Here is a 22,176-nt window from a genome sequence, read left to right as displayed (position 1 = left end):
CCGCCGTCGACTCCTCTAAACTGCTTTCTCGGCTTCGGACTGGACGATGTAGGCGCGGTCGTCGGTGTAGTCTTCGAGGACGTCGAGCGCGCGCTCGGTGCCGATCTGGTTGAGCGCCCACGCGGCGCTCGCTCGCACTTCGTTCGCCTCGTCGTTCTCCAGCACGTCCGAGAGCGGTTCGATGGCGCGGGTGTCGCCGAGCAGACCGAGCGAGCGGGCGGCCGCGCTCCGGATCTCGTAGTTGTCCGCGTCGAGTCGGTTCGCGACGGGCTGGACCGACTCCTCGCTGCCGATCTCGCCGAGCGAGCGCAGGGTGGCCTTCTGGAGCGCGGCGTCGCCGTCGCCGTCGATGAAGTCGTGGAGCGTCTCCGCGCCGCGCTCGTCGCCCATCTTCCCGAGGATCTCGACCGGGCGCTTGTTACGCTTCTGTGCACGCTGGTGGACGGCGTCGAACGCCTCGTCGGACCCCATCCGCCAGAGCGCGTCGAGGATGTTCTCCTCCATGAAGTCGGAGTCGAACGTCTCCAGGGCCTTCACGATGGGGTCGACCTCGCCCATCTTTTCGTAGATCTTCACCGCGTTCCACTCCGCGGGGAAGTCCTTGCGGTTCTCGGACTCCAGCACGTCGTAGAACCCCTCGGCGTCGAGCTGTTCGCGGACAGTCAGGTCGTCCCACTCCTCGGCGGCCTCGAGGTCGTCCTCGAGCGCTTCGGCGTCTTCGAGGAGGGTCGCGATGGTCTCTGCGTCCTCGTCGGGGTCGAGGGTGCTCCCCTCGACGACCTGCGCGGCCTGGTCGAGCGCGTCGGCCAGGTCGTCCGTCTCGTCGCTCTCCGGGGAGATCTCGGTGTCGAGCTCGTCGGCGAGCGTTCCCAGATACGACTGGACGGCGGTCACCACGTCGGGGCGACCGTCCTCGGTCCAGCGCGTGTCCGCGACGGTCGATTCGGCTCCTTCGAGGACCGTGACGACGTCCTCGGCGTAGGGGCCGCGCTGGTCTTCCAGCTGGTCGCGGAGGTCGGCGATGCGGTCTTCGAGTTCCGCCGCCGGGTCCTCGGCGTCCTCGTCGTCCTCGTCAGGTTCAGGCAGGTCGGCGGCCTCGAGGTCGGCCTCGATCTCGTTGAGGTCCTCCTCGACGTCGTCGAGGTCGGCCTCTGTCTCGGCGGCCTCGAGGTCGGCCCCGGCGTCGTCGAGGCGCTGGTCGAGCGTGTCCGCCGACAGTTCCGTCGACTCCTCGGCGTCGCCGGCGTCCGCTGCTTCCTCGGTCGCGGCGTCCTCGTCGGCCGCTTCGTCGTCCCCGTTGCTCATACCCCGAAATGCGACTCTTTGGGGCAAAGGCGTTTCCATTCACGGTCCCCCGTCCGACCCGGACGAGTGGTCCCGTCGGCGCCCGCGTCTCGATAGCCCCCTATGCGGTGTCGATCCGGGACGGGTCGCCGGTCTTCGCGTACGGAGCGGTGCTGGTCGCCGACCGGTCGGGCGAGCGTCTCGTCCCGATCGGTCTCGGCCGCGGACTGGACGACGGTTCCACCGTTCGACAGCTACGGAGCGGAGAGGAACTCGGGTCCCGGCCGGCGGATATCGAGTCCTCTATTTGCTCCGAGTCCCGATCCCCGAATATGAACAGACGGGCGTTCCTCGGGACCGCGGGAAGCGTCGCCGTCGCGGTCGGACTGGCTGGCTGTGGCGAGAGTAGCGGCGACACCGGCGACCACGACATCGGCATGACCGCGCGGAAGTTCGACCCCGCCTCGGTCGAGGTCCCGGTCGGGACGACCGTCGTCTGGAAGAACACGAGCAGCCACGCCCACACTGTCACCGCCTACGAGGACGCCATCCCGGACGGGGCCGACTACTGGGCGACCGGCGAGTTCGACGGCCAGTCCGCCGCCGAGAGCGGCTGGCTCGACGGCAACGAGGGCGCGCTCTACCAGGACGACACCTACGAGCACACGTTCGAGACGCCGGGTATTCACGACTACTTCTGCGTGCCGCACGAAACGGGCGGGATGGTCGGGTCGGTCGTCGTCACCGAGGACGCCGAGACCGACTCGTAGTCGAGAGCCGGTGCTCGCGGCGCTGTCCACCTTTTACGGTCGCGTGCGAAAGAAATCGAAAAGTCCCGCGTCGTCAGTCGGCGGTCTCGTCGACGGCGACTTCGTCTTCGTCGACGTCGACGCTGGTCTCCTCTTCGGCGGCGACTTCCTCGGGGCGAGCCTCGAGGGTCAGCTTCTGGATCTCCACGCGGCGCAGCGGGTAGATGGTCTTGGCCTCGTTGTAGATGGCCGAGGAGAGTCGCCCCTCGACGACGCTGTCCACGAGGTCGGCGTAGGTGCGGTCCTGTGCGCTCTCCTCGACGATGTCGATCATCGTGCGGCGGATGGCCTTCTCCTGGCTCTCGTCGGCGCTCTTGGTCGTGAGCGCGACGGGCTGGATCTGGACGCGGTAGTCGTCCGTGGTGAGGACGGTGATGTACGCCTGGATCTTCGAGGAGCCGCGGCGGACGAGCGAGCGCAGGTAGTCCCGCGTCAGCTCGTGTTTGACGAACTCGGTGTACGCCGAGTCCGACGCGACCTCGTTGACCTTGAAGGTCAGCTTGGTGTTGTTCTCGCTGGCGTCGTTGCGCAGGTCGCCCAGCGTGGTCTCGATGGTGCGGCCGAGCACCTTGTCCGGTTCGTCCGCGGGGGTCTCACCGAGTTCCTCCCGGTCGAACTGCTCGGGAGCCATCAGTGTGTACCACCGCTTCTCTTGCTTCTGCCGTGAAACTGATCGTTCGCTCATGTGTTGGTGTCTGTGTCTGGTGTGTCGTCTGTCCGCGCTGTACTCCGCTCCTCGTCGCCGCCGAGTCGGTCCGCGACCCGGCAGTTGACCACGTAGTCGTCGACCGTCGACCGCAGTCCGTTCGTCGTCTTCCGATCGACCGTCGTCACGACCGCGTCGCCGTCGACGCGCGTCGCCATCTCCGCGGTGTTGTCTGGGGCGAGCGCCGCCGCGACGCGGGCGGCCTCGTCCTCGTCACCGTGGGTCGTCGTGATCGTCGCTCGTCTCATACTGCCTCCCTGAACGCGGTGATGAACGCGCCCGTCTCGACGTCGAAGCGCACCCGTCCGCCGGTCCGCGTCGTCGCGGCGGTGCCGTCGACGCTCTCGGCGGCCGACGTCACGATCGGTCCGAGTTCGCGCTCGTCGGCCACTGCGACCGCCGCGCCGTCCGTGACGGCGAGCGTCACGGGCTCGGGCGAGCGGTAGGCGTGGACGAGCCGCGCCATCGTCCCGACGGGCGCGTCCTCCGTCTCCGCGCGCGCGACGAACAGGCCGTCGTACCGGCCCGTCGTCGCGTCCGCGACGGCGTCGTGAGCGCGCTGTGCGTGCGAGCGCCACGCGTCGAGCGCGGCGGCCCGCACGTCGTGACCGAGAGCGAGCGCGACGCCGGTACCGGGCTCCTCCCGGGCCACCGCGTCGAGCACGTCCGCGTACCCGCCGACGGTTTCGAACGGGCCGCCCGCGTACGGGCGGAGGATCCGTTCGACCGCGTCGCCACCTCGGGCCGGACACGCGTCGTCGCCGGCGACGGCGAGTGAGACCAGCGACGCGACGCGCCGCCGACCCTGCTCGTCGAGTTCGGACGCGTCGACGCCGTCGTCGGTCGCGTCGAACCCGAGCGTCGCGAGCGCGTCCGCGACTGCCCCGGTGTCGCCCGAGAACGGGCCGTGGACGAGCGTCGAGTGAGCGAGGCCGTCGACGAGGTCGGTCGTCGGGACGGCCACGCCGAGACGGCGGTCGATGCCGGCGTCCGCGACGGCGTCGGCGACCGAACTCCCGGCCGCGCGCCCGTCGGCGAGCACGCCGGCGAGTGCGAGTGCAGGGTCGGGCTCGGTCCCGAGTTCCCGCGCGACGGCGAACGCCGTCTCGCTCGCGGGTTCCGCGCCGCCGGACAGCGAACAGTCGGCCGTGGGGTCGGTACGGCCGACGGCGACGGTCAGGTCGGCCTCGGTCGAGCGCTCCGCGTCGACCGGGAGCGTCGCGAGACTGACCTGGAACAGTCGGTCGTGGTCGGCCAGCGCCCGCGCGAGGACGCCGCTGGCGGCCAGCGCGTCGCCGGTGGCGGCCCCGACGAACCGGACGAAGCCGGCGTCGCGGAGCCGGCCGGCGACCTCGCCGGCGGCGGGGGCGTCCTCGGAGCGGGCGGTGGCGGACATCTATTCGAGGAGTTCGGCCGCGGTGTCGGCGCTGTAGGTGAACTCCTCGTCGATCTCGTCGCCGCGGTAGTAGTCGGCGAGGCGGCGGATCTTCGACTCGGTGTTCTGGAGCGCGCGCTTGTTCTGGTGGTCGGTCGGGTTCTCGTCCATGTGCTCGTGCAGACGGACGGCCCGCTCGAGGAGGCTGTGGAGGTCCTCGGGCAGCTCGGGGTCGGCGTCGTTCTCTTCTAGGATCTCGGTGACCTTCTTGCCGGTGGCCAGCGAGACGTCCGGGACGGGCGTCCCGTTGACGCCTTCGTCGCGGAGCTTCAGGCCGATCTGGCTCGGGCTGTGGCCCTGTTCGGCCAGCTCGACGACGCGAGCCTCGATCTCCGATTCGTCTACGTCACTCCACTCCGGGGGTTCGTCTGCCGCCGGCTTGTCCGAACCGGACGAGCCGCGACGGCGTGTGTGCATTCGTGCCATGTCTCTGAGTTGGAACGCGAGGACCGCTAGTCGGCGGTCGTGAGACCGCGCAGTGCGTGTGTGCGCCGTGGCGGGGTGCGCGATGCGCACCCGCAGATCGGCGCGAACACGGCCGCAATCCCGAGTCGCGCGAGGCATCGAAAGAGGCCTCGAATTGCGCGAGCGGTGAAACCGCGAGCGCGCAATCGCGCGACGAGTCAGATTTGCGGTCGTGCGTTCCCACCGGAGAGTGCCGTCTGGCACACTAAACAGTTTCCATCGTCCGAGCCGCCGACGCGGCGCCGGCAGGACGGGGCCCCGCGGCCGCGTTACCCCGCCGTCACCGACTGGTGACGTTTATCGGGTTGACAGTCACGTGGAGGTAGGTGAGTTTCGTGATGTCGCCGTCGAGCTGGAGGTCGACGTCCTCGACGGAGTTGTCGTACGTGAAGTCGTTGGGGTTGCCGTTGATGTCGATGGTATCGCAGACGATGCCGCCGACGATGTAGGCGTTCCCGTTCAGGTCACACGTCGACCCCGGCGCGTAGACGAACGCCGACAGCTTCGAGTTCCCGTTCATGTCGAACTCCCCGCTGGAGTGCATGACGATAGAGAACTGCCCGGGCGAGTAGCTCCCGTCGAGCGTATCACTGATCGCCACGTCGTCCCGGACGAGCACCTGCGTCGAGTTCGGACCGTCGACCGAGACGGACGTGGGTTCGAACTGCCCGTCGACGACGATGGTGACGTTGCCGTCGTTGGTGTTCACGTCGAGACCGCCGCTGTAGTCCCCGTCGACGTAGTAGACGCCGTCCGTCCCGATGCTGGTGAGCGCCGTGCTCGTGTCACAGTTCGACGGGTCGTTCTCACAGAAGTCGATCTTGTCCTCGATCCGGGTGTCCGCGAGCGGGTAGGCCACGCCCGTCTCGTGGGGCGACGGCTTCGGGTCGTTCCCGTTGACGGTGACGCCCGCCTGCGCCGTCGTCGCCACCACGTCGTCGAAGTCCTCGTTGAACGGGACGACCAGTTCGATACGGGCCGTCTCGTTCGCGTCGTCGAACGTCACGTTCCCGCTCGTTCGCTGTTCGAAGTAGCGCCCCCACGCCGCGTAGTACTCGCTGTGGACGGTGACGTTGACGCGCCCGTTCTCCAGCGGATTGACGAACTCGGCGTTCGACTTCCGGTTCGGATACTCGATAGACATCGGAGCGCCCTTCTCGACCGTCGCCGAGGAGCCGAGCGTCGGCCCGCCGCCCACGGTGATGATCGGCAGTGTCAGCGTCGCCGACCGGAAGTGAAACTCCGGCGGCGAGAGCATCGTCGCCCCCGATTCGGTCCGCTTCCAGACGCCACCGCCCTGGTAGGCGATCGCCTCCTCGCCGTTCTCGTAGAGGACCGACCCGAGCGTGACGTTGACCACCGTCTCCGTCTCGTCGTCGACCGTGTCGGTGTAGGAGACGTTCATCCAGCCCCGCGAATCGTCGACCGAGTACCCGTCGCTGCCACGGGCCGTCAACTGGACGCCCTGTCTGCTCGTCCCGCCCAGCGCGACCATCGCGCTCCGCGAGTCGAACTGCGTCAGCGCCTTCTCCGCCCGCCCCGTGTCGAGCTGTCCGCGCGTGTCGTCCAGCGCCGTCGCTCCGACGCTCACGACGACAGCCGTCCCGCCGACGACGATCGCGAACAGCAACACGATCCCCAGCACGCTACTCACGCCGCGTTCCTCACTCATCGCTCGTCACCCCCTTCGCCCTCACACCGAATAAACCGGCACCTCCGTTTATCAGTTCCAGGAACGGAACCGGACAGCTGGTTCCGAGACGCCGATTTCGGCGCGCTCGTGCATTCCGTCGGCCGATACCACGTGCGATAACGTCGGAGACGAGGGGTCGTGCGGGTGTGAGTCGAGCCATCATGGTGTCAGGGTTTGAGTGCGACCGAGATCCGGGTGTCGACGACGTAGATCCGGTCGGGCGTGTACTGGAGTTCGCACTCGATGCGTTCGGGGCCGGCCGTCGAGCACTCGAGGTCGTCGTCGGCCTCGAGCATCCGCTTCCAGAGGTCCCGCCGGGGAGAGGTGACGTTGATCCAGACGTCGTCGTAGACGCCCGTATCGTCGGCCAGCGGCACGACGCGCTGGTAGGCGTTCGCGCGCACCAGCACCGTCGAGCTCTTGATCGACTGGGGGCCGCTTGTCGAGGAGGCGGTGTTGATGATCGGGATCATCGTCCGGTCCTCGTCGAGCACCGGCTCCCAGGACCTGAGGACGACTCCGCCGTCGTCTTCGACGCGGAACACCGCGCCGTTGGCGTACACCAGTTCGGCGCCCTGGTCCCGGTAGACGATCGGACGGACCTTGAACACGCGCGTGGTCATGAAGGAGGGATCGCCGTTGTCGGGGTCACTGACCTCGATCAGCGTCGGGTCGTCCATGTACAGCGACGCGTCCGCGAGGCTGATCTCCGTCGCGCGACTCGGCGCACCTCGCTCGGTCACGTCCGCCATGTTGTCGGAGAGCACCTCCATCGCCCGCTCCGCGTTGTTCGTCTGCTGGGCGTCGCGAGCCCCCTCGAGCGAACTGAGTCCTGCCAGCGAGACGACCGCGACGACCGCCGCGATCAGCGAGAAGACCAGCACGAACCCGATCAGGTCGCTGACCGCGCGCTCCGCCGAGGAGTCGCCGGACCCGCGCGGCGCGCCCACCGGACTGTGGTCTCTCATCCGCGCACCTCCAGACGGTTCGCGCTCGGGTCGTAGACGACCGAAACCCGGCCGCCCTGGATCCTGTCGGTCTTCAGGTCCGTCTCCGTCTCCAGTCGGATCTCGACCGACACGTCGGGATCGGACGCCGAGAGGTTCAGCCACTCGCTCGAGCCCGCGTTCCCGATCTCGATGTTGTACCCCGCCCCGGCGACCGTCGATGGAAGCGACGCGTTGGCCGAGAACCGGCCAGTGGGTTCGCCCGCCCGGACGAGCCTGTCGGCAGCGCTGACCTCCCCGGCCAGTTGCTCCCCGACCACGCCCAGTTCCGTCCTGACGACGTCCCGTCGCTGGTCTGTCACGAAGTCACCCGCGGCCATCAGGAGGCCGGTGATCACGAGCGAGGCGACCGCCAGCGAGAGCGTGTATTCGAGGGCGGTCGACTGCCCCCGAACGGCACCGCCGAGGTCCCCGGTCACGGTGAGGGCCCCTCCGCCGGACGAGGTCTCCCGTCCGCGACGGCGCGGCGGCGGGCTACCCATCGTACTCACCCGGGGCGACCCGAATCGTCGACTCGTAGCGCAGTTCCGGCGTCCAGTACGCCAGGTCGACCTCCATCGAGTAGAGCACGTCCTCGGTCGTCGGGTCGTCGGAGTCGGCCGACCCGTAGCTCTCCTCGGCGTCGACTATCACCGAGTACTCGCCGGAGGCGACCGACCCGTTCTCGAACTGCAGGTCGTAGGAGCCGGACACCTCGTGCAGGTCCAGCGCCGAGCACGGACTCCCGTTGACCGTCCCGTCGGAGAAGTCGATGGAGATGGCCGCCGTCCCCGTCGTGGCACACGTGTCGTAGACGCCCGAGTCGTTGACGCCGATCTCGTAGTCGGTCCCGTCGTAGGAGACGTTGAGATACCAGTTCGTCACGTCCCCCGCGACGACGCGGAACTCCTCGTCGACCGGCCCGTTCCAGTTGTCCACGTCCACCCGGAACCGGCGGGTGTCCGAGACGCCGTTCGCTAGCGTCCAGTCGTCGTCGTCGAACTCGCTCTGGAAGTCGCCGGAGTCGTCCGAGATATTCGTCCCGCGAGTCGTCGACGAGACGGTCACGTCCGTCAGCCGGCCGTTCGTGGCCTGCTGGGTCCGCGTCACGTTGTAGTAGGCCGTCATCGCCTGCGTGACGTTCTTCTCGAGACCGGCGTGGTCGCTGTCGTTGACCTCGTGGGCGTACCGGAACGCGTCCTCGGCGGTCGTCGACGTCGCCCGCTGGAAGGCGTGGGCGTCCGCCGTCCCCGCCGTCTCGCTGCGCGTCGCGAGGTTCTCCGTGTAGATGGCCGCGTTCATCACCAGCGCCAGCGCGACGAACACCACCGCCAGCGCGAACGCGCCGACGAGGATGATCTGCGCCCGGTCCGACCGCCCCGGACCGCCCGCGCGGCGGTCGCCGCGAGCGTCACCGTGCCCGAACGGCCTCAGATCCGCCACACGACCACCTCCACGCGGACCACGTTGTACACCGACGAGTCGGACGCCGGCGGCGCGAAGAACGTCGGTTCGTCGCTGATCTCCGTCCCGGTCGGGGCCTCCTCGTAGTCGTGGATCTCGTCGTTCTCGGCGAGCGCGAGCGTCCACGTCGCCTGGACCGAGTTGTCGCTCGGCCGACCCTGGTAGACGTACTGTCGGGTGTCCGGGGCCCCGCCGGCGCCCTGGTACCGGAGGTAGACGTTGTACGCCACACCGCCGCGATTGAACGACCGGTTCAGCATCCGTCCGAACTCGTTCGGTGGCGCGTCGCTCGTGAAGTAGCCCAGTCTGCTCGTGTTGTAGAACTGCTCGCTCGAGGCGTTCCACGAGAGCAGCGCCCGCTCCAGTGCGCCCGTCTCCGCCGCGCTCGCGAGGACCCCCCGGGCAGTCGATTCCTGCTGGTTCTCGATGTGCTGGCTCGACGTACTCGCCGACAGCGGCGTCACCGCCGTCATCTCCAGCGCGAACACGACCGCGGACAGCAGAATGAGCCCCGCGACCACTCCCTCCAGCGTGTGCGCTTGCCCCCGGTCAGTCGCCGCTCCGGCGGGTCGCTGAGTGTCTCCTTCACCCGACCGCCCGCGCGGCGGGCGACGAGCGCTCACCACATCACCACCTCCACGGTCACGTCCTCCCCGTCGAGCAGCGCGACCCGCTGTGCGCTGACCGTCTTCCCGCCGCCCCCGGAGGGCTTCGATCCGCCCGAGAGCACCGTCCCGCAACCGCCCGACTTCTCGACGAGCGTCGGCGGCGACGCGCTTGCGTCCCAGCAGAGCACGCTATCTTCACCCGAGTCGTCGAGGTCGCCTCGTATCGTGACGTTCACCGGCGCGTAGTCGCGTATCCCCACTCTGTCGGCGAGCGTCGTCCCGTCGTACTGACAGGCTGCCGGCACACCCGTGGTGAACAGCTCTGCCGTACACTCTCCGTCGAGCACGTACGGCGTACTCGCGTCGCTCAGCGTCCCTTGCGTCAGGTCGTCCGCGACGCGGTTGACCGCCGGTGTCTCCGTCTGCGCGCCGCCCGAGAACGGCTCCAGCATCCCCGGGACGAACGCGAGGACGAACGTCAACGCCAGCAGGAAGATACTCATCCCGATGGCGAAATCCAGCGTGGTCTGACCGCGTCGCTCACGACTCGCCGTGCGTCGGTCCGCGTCCCCCGCGGACCCGATTCCCGGTCCGTTCCCTTGCATCGTATGTTCTGACGGTGGCCGTCGACGCCGCCCGTGGTCCCCCTGACGGCGCCCCGACCGTGCCTTGCCCCGAGCAACGACGTACCCCCTTATATCCGTTGGTCCGAGATTACAGCGTTTGATATTCGCACCGTCGGTCGACTGACATTCGGCGTGGTACTCGCTGACGCGCCTTTCTTCGCTTCGATGGGTTTATGAAATGTCCCCGGCTACCTGAATTTGCGTGCGGGCTCGTAGATCAGTGGTAGATCATCCCCCTGGCACGGGGAAGGCCCCGGGTTCAAATCCCGGCGAGTCCACTATCTTCTCCGGCGAACTTCTCGGCGAGCACCGCTTCGCGTGTGCTCGCCTTCGTGAGCCGGGCCGTAGTGCTGTTCGAGCCGGGATTCGAACCCTGGAAGTCACAGGCCGCGTTCACTGTCTGCCCCCACCCCAACTCCTTTCGCCACAGAAACTAACCCGCCGGTATGCTCGAAGCAGGCGACCCCGCACCGGAGATCAGCGCGCAGAACCAGTACGGCGACACCGTCACCCCCGACTTCTCGGAGCCGACGGTGGTTTACTTCTACCCGAAAGACTTCACCGGCGGCTGTACCGTCGAGGCCAACGACTTCCAGAGCGCCCTCCCGCAGTTCCGCGAGGGCGGGATCACCGTCTACGGCGTCTCGATGGACGACGTGGAGACCCACGCCGACTTCGCCGAGGAGGAAGGCATCGTCTTCGACCTGCTGGCCGACCCCGACGGCGAGGTCGCCGAGGCGTTCGGCCTCGACACCAGCGACGGCCGCACCACGCGACGCACCTTCGTCCTCGCAGACGGCGAAGTGACGGCGGTGTACGACCCCGACCTGGCCGACCCGGAAGGGCACGCCCGCGAAGTGCTGCGGGACGTGCGAAACGAACACGTCCAGGGCGGGTGATCGCCCCGAGCCGACCGACGTTGCGATAGGTTGATACGTCGGCGTTCCGAGGTGTGTGTCATGGGAACAGATCGGGACACGGACGCGGCTCCCGACGGGGTGGCCCTGACCGACGGCGGGGAACCGACGACAGTCGTCCTCGGCGACTCCGTGGCGTGGGGGCAAGGGCTCCCCCACGAGGAGAAGTTCGCGACGCGGTTTCACGAACGGATATCCGGTGGTAACGGGGAGTTATCGAGGGCGGCGTTCAAAGCCCACTCCGGCGCGGTCTTCGACACCGACAGGGACGACGTGACGCTCCGGTTGGCGGACGCCGGGAAACTCGCCGGGACGACCCGGCGAGGGCGTCACGAGTTCCCCGCGGGCGCGTTCTCGCTCGAAGACCAACTGGAGCGACTCCCCGCGGACTACACTGACGAGGAGCGGCCGTCGAGTCTGGAGACCCGCCGAGCGTACGATCCCGACGACACGGTCGACGTGGTCGTCGTCACTGCCGGCATCAACGACATCGGCGGCGGGACGATCGGAAACCCGTTGCAGAACCCCGACAGGACGGAGACTGCGGTCCGGGAGTACTGCTACCAGTGGACGAAACCGTTCCTCGAAGACGTCCGCGAGTCGTTCCCCGAGGCGACAGTCGTCGTGACGGGCTATCACCTGATCATGAGCACGGGACCGGAGGGAACCGACGTCCTCTCGGACGCCGCGATGGCCGCGGGACTCGGCGTGGTGTTCGGCGTGTCGGCCGGGACGGCGGCAGTGACCGGTGCGCTGTACGGCACCGCGGAGGTGGCCCAGCAGCGGGCCGCGGCGAACATGGAGTACTTCTACCAGCAGTCGACGCACTACCTACGCAAGGCCGTCTCGGAGGCGAACGCCGCCGAACCGGGGTCGACCGTGCTGTTCGCGTCGCCGAACTTCGACCGCGAGAACGCGGCGAACGCGGACGACCCGTGGGTGTGGCCGGCGGGGTCGACGGGCGACGACGCGGTCGAGTCCGACCGGAAAGCCGTCTGTGAAGCGATGCGGGGACCGCCGATACACGACGGAACGATGAAGTGTCCGATCGCGGCGACGTTCCACCCCAACGCCGACGGCGCGGCGGCGATAGCGCGGGCCATGTCCGAGCGCCACGCCGAGTCGACCGGGTCGCGCTCGCTCCGCGAGACCACCGAAAAACTCGCCGCCGACGAGTCCGGGCCGACGAGCGTCCGAGACGCGATGGAGCGGTACGCCGGCGTCGACGACCTGCTCGATCCCTCGGCCGGCCTCCGCACCTGTCTCGACCAGACCGTCGTCGACAGCGTCAGAGTCGTCGTCGAAACGAGCGACGCCACCGACGCCGGGAACCAGAACGCGTCCGTCGTGCTCGACCTGGGCGACCTAGAGCGGACGCTCGACGACACGTTCGGGCAGCGACTGTTCAACCACGCCAACTTCGGCACCGGTGAGATAGACACCTTCGCGATAGACCCCCTGCTCGACACCGACCGGACCGAGCGGGACCCGCTTCGCCTCTGGGAGATCGACCGGACCGTCCTCGAACAGGATCAGGGGGACTTCGCCGGGTTCTTCAACAGCCAGTGGTGGAAGATCGAATCGTTCGAACTGTTCCTCAACGGGGTCCGGGTCGTCGAGTCGGCGTCGTTCTCCCTCGACGGCGACGACAGCCAGTCGTTCGACTACCCCGCGTCCTGAGACGCGTTCTCGCCGTTCCGCCGCGCTCGGAACGTACCGAACTGTCCCGAGGATTCATATGACGTTGGAGTGACACCAACGTATGACTCACGTGAGCGTTCGTCGTGACCTGTCGGCCGGCGATCCCGCGGACGGGATCCGGTCGGTCGCCGAGAGGCACGGGGCAACGGAGCCGTACTCGCTCCGGGCACTGCTCGGCGGGTCGCGGGTGACCGGGGCGATCTGGCGCGGATTCGACCACCGCTGGGAGTACAACCACCGGCTCAACCGGTTCGGGAGCTACGTGCGACAGCGAGCGGCCGGCTGGGCCGTCGGACACGCCGCCGCGTCGGGGACCGGGTCGGACACGGCTCAGTTCGAGGAGTTCTACACCGTCGTCCACACACCGGGCGTCCGCTTCGAGGCCGGGACCGTCACCGTCCCCATCGACGGGTCGGAGGCGTCGCGGATCCCCTTCGAGATGGACGTTCACCACCGGCTGGACGGACCGGTCGACGGCGACGAGACCGTCGAGGTCGTCCTCAACGGGTTCGACGTGAGCGCGCAGGCCGACGCCGACAAACTAATCCACTTCGACCTGACCCTCGGTGATCTCGACGTGTCGGACGACCGCGAGACCGCGTCGTTCACCGTCGACGGGTCGTTCAAGGCCGCCTGCGAGACGCCGGAGTGTTCCGAAGAGGGAGTCGACTACGAACTCGACGTCCACTACCTGCTGGTCCGGGGTGCGGACGACGCGCTCACCGTCGCCGATGGCGGCAGGGCGGAGAACGCGTACGAGTGGGGCGTCGGCGGCGAAGACGAGGAGATCCACGCCGAAAATTACGGCCAGGACTCGGTGATAGTCGACGCCGTCCGCGGCGCGGACCCGGACAACACGCTCGCGTTCGACTCGATATCGATCGACGTCCAGCAACACGAGCGAGACGGAGTCGGCCATCCGGCGCTGGCAAACGCGGAGGCCGTCCACCTGCTGGCGTGGAACACCGCGGTCGAGTCCCCCAGCTGGGCGGAGGGACAGCTCACCGCGGACGCCCACCTGTTCTTCAAGAACTGGGAGTACGGGATGTCGTCGAACAACGTGTTCGCCCTGCGGGACGCCGGTCGGGCCGAGTTCGACGTGTCGCTGACGCTCCTGCGGTTCGACGGGGCGGAGACGCACGACGCGCGCAGCCGCGACGATACCCTCGACTGGGAGGGCGGCAACGCCGACCCGAACACAGACGACGCCGTGGTCGAGACGGGGGTCGGCTCCGAGTAGTCGGTCGTCACGCCGTCACGCGCAGGTCCCGCGCCGGGGGCCAGTTTCGGTCCGCGAATCGCGCGAGCGTCCGCGACCCTCGCGGGTCAGTTCCCGGCGAGCCAGTCCGGCGACTCCTCGTAGGTCTCCGTGGCGTCGGTCGCGGCGCGTTCGTCGGCGGCGTCGACGAGCGCTTCGATTTCGGCGCGCGTGCCGTCCGGTCGTTTGTGCAGGTACCACTCGACGAGTTCCTCGCGACTCACGTCGTCGAGGAGCGCGTCGGCGACGCGCGTCGACCACAGCACGTAGCGGTCGCGCGACCGCCTGTACACTCGCAGGTCCGGGTCGCTCTCCATGGTTCGTCGGTTCCATGGAAGCCACCGACTTGAGTCCACGTATTCGCCCGTCGAAGCCGTATTGTCGCTCGGGCCCCTACGCAGGGTGATGCACCGGAGGGTGGCCGTGGTCGCACTGTTCGTTGTCGTGGCGGGGTGTAGCGCCGTGCCGTTCGGAGCCGGCGGGCCGCCGGAGCAGCCCGACACCGTCACGCCGGTCCCGGTCACCGACAGCGAGACAGCGTCGGACAGGACCGTCGTCCCGCCGCTCCCGCCGGGCGTGCGAGCGGACGGACAGGTTGACGCGACAGCGCTCTCGCGGGCGCACCGCTCGTTCCTCGAGAACCGGTCGTACACCTGGAGCGTCAGGTACGACACCGGCGCCGACGGCCTCACCGACGAGGAGTTCGTCCGCCGCGCCGTCGTCGGGAACGAGACGTTCCTCGTCGAACAGACCAGCCCCGGCCCCGACTCGAACACGACGCTGTACGTCAACGGGACGGGCGGATTCCTGCGGTCCGTGGCGGGCAACGACACCCGTTACGAACTCCTGCAGGCCCCCGGCGACCACACGGACTACGCGTTCGCCGACGAGGCTATCGGCCGGTTTCTCGACGGCCCAGAGTTCGACGTGACGCTGGTCGAACGGGGCGGCCAGACCTTCTTCAGGCTCTACGCCGCGGAGGGACCGATCCCGGAGCCGCTCGCCGGCGACAGGGTCGCGATCACCAACTTCAGCGCGACGGCGTACGTGACTCCCGACGGATTCGTCCGCTCGCTCGCCGTCGACTACGACCGCCACACCAGTGGCGAGCGCTCGCACGTCACGTTCCGCTACGACTACAGCCTGGTCGGTGACTCCTCACCGGTCGTCCCCCACTGGACCGGGGAGGTCCCGCAGCGCTCGACGCCGGAACCCGCCGGACAGGGGACCTCCACCGCCGACGGCTCCACGGAGACGCCCACAGCCGATGGCACAACGGAGACACCGGACGAGGGAGGGACCGCGACGCCGACCGATAGCCTCGACGGGAGGACGCCGTCTCCCGGTGATGGCGACTCCCGGTGATAGCGACTCCGGCGGAACCGAAGACGAGAGAGGGGAGTGAACGGCAGGAGCGGGGCGGGGGCGGACCGACTCAGGACGTGATCTGGAGCATCCCGTCGTTGACCGAGAGGTCGGTCACGTCGTCGGGAACGTCGAACTCGAACTGCCGGTCGCCGGCGACGACGATGGCGACGTCACCGACCACGTCGAGTTGCGCGTCGACGCCCCTGCCGAAGTCGACGACGATTATCGTCCTCTCGTCGTGGTCGCGACGCGTTATCGCGATGTCGTCGTTCTCGTCCGCGGCGGACTGGAGCGCGTTCGGAGCATCCATAGCCACGGTTGGGTCGTCGGCAACATGAGGTGACTGCAGGAGTGTGCCGGCCGGAACGCCGGCCGAGCGGTGGTCGAGCTCCGGTCCGCGTCAGGACATCAGCGTGACGACGTACCAGACGACGAGCGCGATGGTCGGGAGGATGACGGCGAACTTCATTCCCGCCAGCAGGCTCACGTCTCGGATGTACCCCGCGATGAACGAGGAGAGCAACGCCTGCAGGACGACGGCGTGGAAGAAGAGGACAGAGAGCATCTGCGTGTTGACGCCGCTGAAGCTCCCGCCGGGAGCCTGCCCCCCGGCGCCGCCACCGCCCCCGCCGGTCTGCGTGGCGAGGTCGGACATGACGTTGAGGAACTTGATCTTCAGCAGGGCCATCACGCCCAGCAGCGTGAGGTAGGTCATGATGATGATGACCATCTGCATCCGCGTCCGCGACTTGCGTTCCAGTTCGATGTCGTCCTGGTTCTCCGAGGCCTGCGCGGCCGTCGAGAGCACGTCCTGGATCTGGCTGGAGGCCTCCTGGGACTCGCTTATCAGCTTGACCGTCCGGGCGAGACGTGGGATGTGATACCGGTTGTTGAACTCTCTGAGCGCGTTCTTGAGGCTGGTCCCGTAGTTGACCTTCGCGTGCATCGTCTCTAGCTCGTCGGCCATCCGGCCCGACGAGGTGTCGGCGACGACACGGATCGACTCGAGGAGGGTCATCCCGGTGTCGTTGGCGCTGGCGAGTTTGCGGAGGTTCTCCGAGAGGTTGCCGACGACGCTGCGCCGGGTCCGGAGGTTCCACTCGTAGAAGAACGCGACCGGGAGGAGGTTGAGGTACAGCGGGATGTACACCCAGATGAACGTCCCCGTGATGACGGGGTATTTCCAGCGTTTGGCCGGCGTCCCCATGTTCTCCGGGATGTCCCCGCCCCGCGGCACGACCAGTTCGGGGATGCTCATCGGCGCCATGTGGAAGATGATGACGACCGCGAACGTGGCGATAGTGATCGGGACGGTGACCCCGAGCACGTACAGCGGGTTGTCGCGGAAGAAGATGTGCGGACGCCTGAGTATCTGCATCGCGCGGTACGTCCCTTCGCGGTTCTTGATGCGGTCGAAGACGCCGTACGTGCCGGTGTATCCCTCGACGAGGCCGAGACTCAGCAGTCCGTCGTCGGCCTCGGAGTAGGTCTCCTCGTCGCTCCGGGAGGGGCGGAGGTAGCCGTCCCCGATGGAGTCCTGCGTGACCGTCGACGTGAGCACGAGGAAGCCGACCCCGGTCAGCGGGATGAGGCCGTACACCGTCCCCATCATCATGTCCATCTTCGACCCCGAGGACATCATGCTCATGATCACGAGGATGATGATGAGGAGGAGCGGGAACAGCGAGAGGGTCATGTACATCTCGCCGAACAGCTCCAGCGTGTCCAGCATCTTCTTCTGCTCCTGCTGGGCGGTCCGCATGTGCTTGTCCTTCTGGTCTTCCAGGAAGGAGGTCATGTCACCGCCGGAGTCGACGATAGAGAGCATGTCCGTCAGGAACTGGCTGAGCTCGTCGCTCGGCGTCTCCATCGCCTGGTTTCGGATGGCGGTCCGGTAGTCGGTGTCGAAGTACTCCGTCTCCAGGACGAGCGACTGGAACTCCTTCGCGACCTCGCCGTAGGTGTCGTCGGCCTGAGCCATCGCCTGGAGAATCTCGAGCTGGTTCAGCCCGCCCACGGAGAGGGCGTACATGAAGGCGATAGAATCGGAGAGCAGCACGTTGATCTCGCGTTCGCGAGCGTTCGCACGGAAGTAGGGGATCGACACGAGCGAGCCGAAGCCGACGCCGAAGCCGATGGCGCCGAACACGAGCCCGGACACGAAGACGATGACCGGGATCTTCAGCATCGAGACGATCGGTTTGACCGACTCGGGCAGGCGGATGCCGAGGAACTGCGGGTCGGTGATCCCGAGCATCTGGAGGATCAGGTAGCCGAGCAACATCCCCAGCAGCCAGAGCGTCAGGCCGGCGACGGTGCCGACCGCGAGCGCCCGGGAGATGTACATCTCGACGTTGTCGTCCATCCGCGCCGCGGAGAGCTTGTCGTCGATGCCCGAGACGAAGTCGCCCTCCTCGTCGAACAGCGTCTGGTACAGGGGGTAGAACGTGTCGCCGACGCTGTTCGCGCCGCCGATCTGCCGGGATTCGCGCCCGAGGCTCATGCCTCGTCAGCCTCCGCACCGGCCGCCGGCACGAACTCGCTGAAGTCGATCTCCTCGTCCTCTTCGTCCTCCTGCGGACTCTCGAGGGGCGCGATATCGTCCTGTTCCTCGACGCCCGTGAGCGCGCTGACGATGTCCGAGGTCTCTTTCTCGCGGAACTGCTGGAAGAGCGGCTCCGCGTTCTCCAGGATGTCCCGCGCCTCGTCGAGCATCTCCGCGGGCGGGTCCGGCCGCGGCACCATCTCCTCCTTGTCGGGGTCGATGTTGATCTTGACGGACTCCATCTCCCGGAGGTCCTCGAGCGAGCGCTCGAGTTTCCCCTCCGCGATGAGGGCGATGATCGTGTCGGGGTCGTTGATGAACGCCTGGACCGTCGCCGCGACCTCCGTGTAGGTGTTGAGGTTCTGTTCGATGAGGTATGCGAGGACGGCCTTGCGCTTGAACAGCTCCTCGTCGAGTCGCTCCTGTTTCCACCCGCGGTCGAACTTGAGCTCCTCCAGCGTGTTGGAGTTGCCCATCTGGAGGTACTCGTCGGTCTCGGCCTGCCACTCGTACACGTCGCGGACGTTGATCTCGTCGTGTTCCGCGGAGTACTCGTTGATCTCGGTGAGGTTCTTGTTCCGGCGGACCTTGTTGCCGTTGACCCGCGTCTGGGTCTGGATCGACACGAGGTCGAGCGCCGTGAACAGCGTCTTCGAGACGTTGATCGGCTCGGTCGTGAACCGCTTGATGACCTCGCCGACCGTGTCGGCGTGGAACGTCGAGTAGGCCGTGTGCCCGGTCGACATCACCTGGAAGAGGTCACGACCCTCCTCACCACGCACCTCGCCCATCACGATGTAGTCGGGGCGCTGGCGCAGTGCGGCCTCCAGCAGGTCGAACTCGTCGATGTCGCCCTTGTCGTCCTCGCCGAAGGAGGGGCGGGTGACGCTGGCGACCCAGTTCCGCTGGGGCAGTTCGACCTCGCGCGTGTCCTCGATGGAGACGATCTTCGCGTTACTCGGGATGAACAGCGAGACGGCGTTCAGCGACGTGGTCTTCCCGGACGCCGTACCGCCCGCGAAGATCATCGACTTGTTGTTCTCGATGCACAGCCAGAGGAACGCCATCTCGTCGAGCGAGAACGTGTTCCAGTTGATGAGGTCGACCGGCGTGAACGGCACGTCCTTGAACTGACGGATGGTGTAGTTGGTCCCGTGGTCGGACACCTCGCGCCCGAGGGTCAACTGCGACCGCGACCCGTCCGGGAGCGTGGCGTCGACCTGCGGTTGGCGCTTGGAGATGCCTTTCCCCGAGCGCTGGGCGAGCTTGACGACGAAATCGTCGAGCTCCTGCTCGCCGTGCGTGACGTTGGTGATGATGTTCTCGTACTCGGAGTGGTAGACGAACACCCGCGAGTGGTACCCGTCACAGGAGATGTCCTCCACGTTGATGTCGTGTTTGACCGGGTCGATCCGCGCGTAGCCGACGAAGTCGCGTTTCAACCGGTAGAGGAGCTTCTCGACCTGGTACTCGCTGAGGTCCCGCGGGTCGTCTTCGACGACTTCGTCCTCCGGTCGCGCCGCGATCCCGTCGAGCTGGCCCCCTTCGACCTCGACTTCGAGATCCATGCCCAGCGCCCCCTTGAGCTGGTCCATCATCCCGAGGTTCTCCTGCTGGCCCGGCTGGTAGAGGTCGTAGCGTTCGAGCAGGCGCTCGGTCTCGCGCTGGATGACGTTGGCCCGGTCGGCCTCCGACCCCTCGACGACCACGTCGTCGTCCGAGTACTTGATCGCCGACCTGAGCTTCCCGGAGAGGAACTCGGCCAGCTGGACCTCGATGTCGTTCTCGTAGGGCTCGATGGCGTAGTACTTCTTCTCGTTCTCCTTCCGCGAGTGGAAGATGACGATGCAGGCGTAGGGCTTGTTCACCCAGTAGCGCTCTACCTCGGTGAAGTGAGCCTTCTTCTCGATCGGCACCGCCTTCTCCAGGTCGTAGCGGTTGACGACGGTCGTGTGCCCGTCGACCGTCGAGAAGAAGGCGTCCTCGTCGAGGTCGGGATTGACGTCGACCGTCCGCTCGTCGACGATGGCCGCGAGGCGGTCGGCCGCGCTCCCGGCCTCGCCCAGTCGGTCCTCCGTCTCGTCCGGGTCGAACCCGAGGTACTCCTCGCGGTCGAACGGTATCTGGTCGCCGTTGCTGTCCCGCGGGATCTCGCCGTCCTCGTCGTAGTAGTACTCCTGTTTGAAGTGCTCCCAGGTGTAGCGGTCCTTGACGACGATCGAGCGCTCGGCCTCGATCCGGTCTCCCCACACCTGATCGAGTGTCTTGGCCGCGCTCGCTCCCGATTCGAGCCGGTCCTCGACGTCCAGCGGGTCGAACCCGAGGTACTCGCTCCGGTCGAAGCGACCGCCCGTGTGCACGTCCCGACGCAGATCGTTCCACGTGTACTCACCCACGGTCGCGCCGCCCCCTGAGAAGCGGTCCGCCCCCGATCCGACCTGGTCAGACTCGTTGCCCCCCGTGCCATCAATTGCCATTACAGGCTAACTACCGGTAAGGCAGAAAAAGCTTTACGCCCCGAACGCGGCGAACGATAATCTACCCGTACTGCGCAACGAGCGGCGGTAGGGAGTCCATAACCGGTGACCACGCGCGAGCCTCGCGCCCAGTTGTCAACTGATAAACGATTCGATGCGCGCCATCGCCGTCTTCAGATCGCTCAGACTGGTCGCGTAGGAGACGCGGAGATGTCCCTCGCCGCCAGCACCGAAGACGTCTCCCGGGACCACCGCGACGCGTTCCTCCTCGAGCAGCGCCTCGGCGAACTCGTCGCTGTCGTCCCACGGGCACTCCGGGAACGCGTAGAAGGCGCCGGCCGCCGGGAAGCAGTCGATCCCCATCTCCTCGAATCGAGAGAGGACGAAGTTCCGGCGGCGGTCGTACTGCGCGCGCATCTCCCGGACGTCGTCGTCGCAGGTGTCCAGCGCCTCGACCGCCGCGTACTGGGCCGTGGTCGGCGCCGAGAGCATCGTGTACTGGTGGATGCGGTTCATCGCCTCGGTCGCCTCGGGCGGCGCGAGCGCGTACCCGAGTCGCAGGCCGGTCATCGCGTAGGCCTTCGAGAAGCCGTTGAACACGACCGTCCGCTCGCGCATGCCCGGGAGCGTCGCGATCGAGGCGTGGTCGTGTTCGTAGCTGAGTTCGGAGTAGATCTCGTCGGAGAAGACGAGGAGGTCGTGCTCGCGGGCGAACTCGGCGACCGGTTCGAGTTCCTCGCGAGTCATCGTCGCGCCGGTCGGGTTGTTCGGGTAACACATGACGAGCACCTCCGCGTCGGCGGCGCCCGACGACTCCAGCACCTCGCGGGTGAGTTTGAACTCGTCCGCCGCGCGGGTCGGCACGTCGACCACCTCGGCCCCGGTGAAGCGCGCACCGGGGACGTAGGAGACGTAACACGGCTGGGCGATGGCGACCGAGTCGCCGTGGTCGAGGAACGCCCGGAAGGCCAGGTCGACCGCCTCGCTCGCGCCCGAGGTGACGAGTATCTCCTCGTCCGCGTCGTAGTCCAGTCCGTAGCGCTCGCGAGCGTCCACGGCGATCTGCTCGCGGAGTTCGCGCATCCCGCGGTTGGCGGTGTAGGAGGTCTGTCCTCGCTCCAGCGAGGCGATGGCGGCGTCGCGGGCGGCCCACGGCGGGGCGAAGTCGGGTTCACCGACCCCCAGCGAGATGATGTCGTCGTACTCCTCGGCGAGTTCGAAGAACTTGCGGATGCCCGAGGGCGGCACCGACGCGACGCGGTCGATCGGCTCGAACGTCATGGCGAGATCGACAGGCGGTCGTCGTCGTGGCCGTCCCCGAACTCGACGCCGCGCTCCTTGTAGCTCTCCATGATGTAGTGGGTCACCGTCTGGGTGATCTCGGGGACGGGCGCCACCTTCTCGCTGATGAACCGCGACACCTGGCTCATCGAGTCGCCCTCGACCTCCATGGCGAAGTCGTAGTCGCCGCTGACGAGGCGCAGTCCCTGTACCTCGGGGAACTTCGCGAGGCGCTCGGCGATGTCGTCGTAGCCCGTCTCGCGGTCGAGCGTCACGTTCAACTCGACGGCCGCGCGCACGCGCTCGGGTTCGACCTTGTCCCAGTCGACGACGGCCTGGTAGCCCTTGATCACGCCCTCGCTCTCGAGAGCCTCGACGGCGGCTTCGACCTCGCTCTCGCTGAGGTCGGTCTGTCGGGCCAGGTCCTCGGTCGAGTACCGCGCGTTCTCGCGGAGCAACGCCAGTATCTCCTCGCGGTCGCTCATACCTACCTACCGGCCCACTGCGGACAAAAGGGTTTCTCCATGCCGTCACCTCGTGGCACACCACGCGC

At 67.4% G+C, this 22,176-nt stretch carries 22 protein-coding genes and 1 tRNA gene; 6 read left to right on the top strand and 17 right to left on the bottom strand.

Features of this window, described 5'->3' with window-relative positions; genetic code table 11:
• Nucleotides 1-15: 15 nt before the first annotated feature.
• Complete coding sequence (locus D1409_RS00760) at nucleotides 16-1,305, bottom strand: HEAT repeat domain-containing protein (protein WP_123533077.1); 1,290 nt, start codon at nucleotides 1,303-1,305, stop codon at nucleotides 16-18.
• 311 nt (nucleotides 1,306-1,616) lie between these two features.
• Between D1409_RS00760 and D1409_RS00755 the strand changes: the two genes are divergently transcribed.
• On the top strand, nucleotides 1,617-2,054 hold the full coding sequence (locus D1409_RS00755) for a plastocyanin/azurin family copper-binding protein (RefSeq protein WP_123534755.1): 438 nt from the start codon (nucleotides 1,617-1,619) through the stop codon (nucleotides 2,052-2,054).
• 73 nt (nucleotides 2,055-2,127) lie between these two features.
• On the opposite strand, the gene D1409_RS00750 is transcribed toward D1409_RS00755, so the two are convergent.
• From D1409_RS00750 to D1409_RS00705, 10 genes are all read right to left on the bottom strand, one after another.
• On the bottom strand, nucleotides 2,128-2,778 hold the full coding sequence (locus D1409_RS00750; protein ID WP_123533075.1) for a 30S ribosomal protein S3ae: 651 nt from the start codon (nucleotides 2,776-2,778) through the stop codon (nucleotides 2,128-2,130).
• On the bottom strand, nucleotides 2,775-3,047 hold the full coding sequence (locus tag D1409_RS00745) for a KEOPS complex subunit Pcc1 (protein ID WP_123533073.1): 273 nt from the start codon (nucleotides 3,045-3,047) through the stop codon (nucleotides 2,775-2,777). Before D1409_RS00745 ends, D1409_RS00750 begins: the two co-directional genes overlap by 4 nt.
• Entirely contained in the window at nucleotides 3,044-4,195 is a 1,152-nt protein-coding gene (locus D1409_RS00740; RefSeq protein ID WP_123533071.1) for a hypothetical protein, read from the bottom strand. The genes D1409_RS00745 and D1409_RS00740 overlap by 4 nt, the downstream gene beginning before the upstream one ends.
• A complete protein-coding gene (locus D1409_RS00735) occupies nucleotides 4,196-4,660 on the bottom strand; it encodes a 30S ribosomal protein S15 (RefSeq protein ID WP_123533069.1) in 465 nt (154 codons plus the stop codon). It abuts the gene before it with no gap.
• A 319-nt stretch (nucleotides 4,661-4,979) separates the two neighbouring features.
• The gene (locus D1409_RS00730; protein WP_123533067.1) at nucleotides 4,980-6,371 is read right to left on the bottom strand and encodes a DUF7289 family protein; all 1,392 of its coding nucleotides are present in this window, start codon (nucleotides 6,369-6,371) and stop codon (nucleotides 4,980-4,982) included.
• A gap of 188 nt (nucleotides 6,372-6,559) precedes the next feature.
• Nucleotides 6,560-7,360 carry a DUF7289 family protein gene (locus tag D1409_RS00725; RefSeq protein ID WP_123533065.1) on the bottom strand — a complete coding sequence of 267 codons (801 nt, stop codon included), beginning with the start codon at nucleotides 7,358-7,360 and terminating at the stop codon, nucleotides 6,560-6,562.
• Nucleotides 7,357-7,818, bottom strand: coding sequence for a DUF7266 family protein (locus D1409_RS00720; RefSeq protein WP_164471522.1), 462 nt, complete (start codon nucleotides 7,816-7,818; stop codon nucleotides 7,357-7,359). The genes D1409_RS00725 and D1409_RS00720 overlap by 4 nt, the downstream gene beginning before the upstream one ends.
• A 55-nt stretch (nucleotides 7,819-7,873) precedes the next feature.
• Nucleotides 7,874-8,821, bottom strand: a complete 948-nt coding sequence (locus D1409_RS00715; protein WP_123533061.1) for a DUF7261 family protein — start codon at nucleotides 8,819-8,821, stop codon at nucleotides 7,874-7,876.
• Complete coding sequence (locus D1409_RS00710) at nucleotides 8,809-9,465, bottom strand: DUF7288 family protein (protein WP_235853469.1); 657 nt, start codon at nucleotides 9,463-9,465, stop codon at nucleotides 8,809-8,811. The genes D1409_RS00715 and D1409_RS00710 overlap by 13 nt, the downstream gene beginning before the upstream one ends.
• On the bottom strand, nucleotides 9,462-10,055 hold the full coding sequence (locus tag D1409_RS00705) for a DUF7287 family protein (RefSeq protein WP_235853468.1): 594 nt from the start codon (nucleotides 10,053-10,055) through the stop codon (nucleotides 9,462-9,464). The genes D1409_RS00710 and D1409_RS00705 overlap by 4 nt, the downstream gene beginning before the upstream one ends.
• Nucleotides 10,056-10,282: 227 nt before the next feature.
• On the opposite strand from D1409_RS00705, the gene D1409_RS00700 reads away from it, so the two are divergent.
• The 4 genes from D1409_RS00700 to D1409_RS00685 all read left to right on the top strand — a co-directional run bounded on the left by D1409_RS00700 (nucleotide 10,283) and on the right by D1409_RS00685 (nucleotide 13,934).
• A tRNA-Ala gene (locus D1409_RS00700) sits at nucleotides 10,283-10,354 on the top strand.
• 168 nt (nucleotides 10,355-10,522) lie between these two features.
• Nucleotides 10,523-10,975, top strand: coding sequence for a peroxiredoxin (locus D1409_RS00695; RefSeq protein ID WP_123533059.1), 453 nt, complete (start codon nucleotides 10,523-10,525; stop codon nucleotides 10,973-10,975).
• A gap of 60 nt (nucleotides 10,976-11,035) precedes the next feature.
• Nucleotides 11,036-12,673 (top strand): hypothetical protein, encoded by a 1,638-nt coding sequence (locus D1409_RS00690; protein ID WP_123533058.1) that lies wholly within the window; start codon nucleotides 11,036-11,038, stop codon nucleotides 12,671-12,673.
• A gap of 82 nt (nucleotides 12,674-12,755) precedes the next feature.
• Nucleotides 12,756-13,934 carry a hypothetical protein gene (locus D1409_RS00685; RefSeq protein ID WP_123533056.1) on the top strand — a complete coding sequence of 393 codons (1,179 nt, stop codon included), beginning with the start codon at nucleotides 12,756-12,758 and terminating at the stop codon, nucleotides 13,932-13,934.
• 86 nt (nucleotides 13,935-14,020) lie between these two features.
• Here the strand turns inward: D1409_RS00685 and D1409_RS00680 are convergent, their stop codons facing one another.
• Nucleotides 14,021-14,269, bottom strand: a complete 249-nt coding sequence (locus D1409_RS00680) for a hypothetical protein (protein ID WP_123533054.1) — start codon at nucleotides 14,267-14,269, stop codon at nucleotides 14,021-14,023.
• Between the two features lie 88 nt (nucleotides 14,270-14,357).
• Here D1409_RS00680 and D1409_RS00675 point away from each other — a divergent pair, with 88 nt between their 5' ends.
• A complete protein-coding gene (locus D1409_RS00675) occupies nucleotides 14,358-15,317 on the top strand; it encodes a hypothetical protein (RefSeq protein WP_164471521.1) in 960 nt (319 codons plus the stop codon).
• Nucleotides 15,318-15,387: 70 nt separating this feature from the next.
• Here the strand turns inward: D1409_RS00675 and D1409_RS00670 are convergent, their stop codons facing one another.
• The 5 genes from D1409_RS00670 to D1409_RS00650 all read right to left on the bottom strand — a co-directional run bounded on the left by D1409_RS00670 (nucleotide 15,388) and on the right by D1409_RS00650 (nucleotide 22,108).
• A complete protein-coding gene (locus D1409_RS00670; protein WP_123533049.1) occupies nucleotides 15,388-15,630 on the bottom strand; it encodes a hypothetical protein in 243 nt (80 codons plus the stop codon).
• Between the two features lie 90 nt (nucleotides 15,631-15,720).
• The gene (locus D1409_RS00665; RefSeq protein WP_123533047.1) at nucleotides 15,721-17,823 is read right to left on the bottom strand and encodes a type II secretion system F family protein; all 2,103 of its coding nucleotides are present in this window, start codon (nucleotides 17,821-17,823) and stop codon (nucleotides 15,721-15,723) included.
• On the bottom strand, nucleotides 17,820-20,342 hold the full coding sequence (locus D1409_RS00660; protein WP_123533045.1) for a type II/IV secretion system ATPase subunit: 2,523 nt from the start codon (nucleotides 20,340-20,342) through the stop codon (nucleotides 17,820-17,822). The genes D1409_RS00665 and D1409_RS00660 overlap by 4 nt, the downstream gene beginning before the upstream one ends.
• A gap of 135 nt (nucleotides 20,343-20,477) precedes the next feature.
• Entirely contained in the window at nucleotides 20,478-21,623 is a 1,146-nt protein-coding gene (locus D1409_RS00655) for a pyridoxal phosphate-dependent aminotransferase (RefSeq protein ID WP_123533043.1), read from the bottom strand.
• Entirely contained in the window at nucleotides 21,620-22,108 is a 489-nt protein-coding gene (locus tag D1409_RS00650) for an Lrp/AsnC family transcriptional regulator (RefSeq protein WP_123533041.1), read from the bottom strand. The genes D1409_RS00655 and D1409_RS00650 overlap by 4 nt, the downstream gene beginning before the upstream one ends.
• Between the last annotated feature and the right edge of the window lie 68 nt (nucleotides 22,109-22,176).

The sequence above is a fragment of the Halosimplex salinum genome (assembly GCF_003730195.1).
Lineage (GTDB): Archaea > Halobacteriota > Halobacteria > Halobacteriales > Haloarculaceae > Halosimplex > Halosimplex salinum.
Note: the sequence above shows the minus strand (reverse complement) of the source record. Positions and strands in the feature narration are given on the sequence as shown.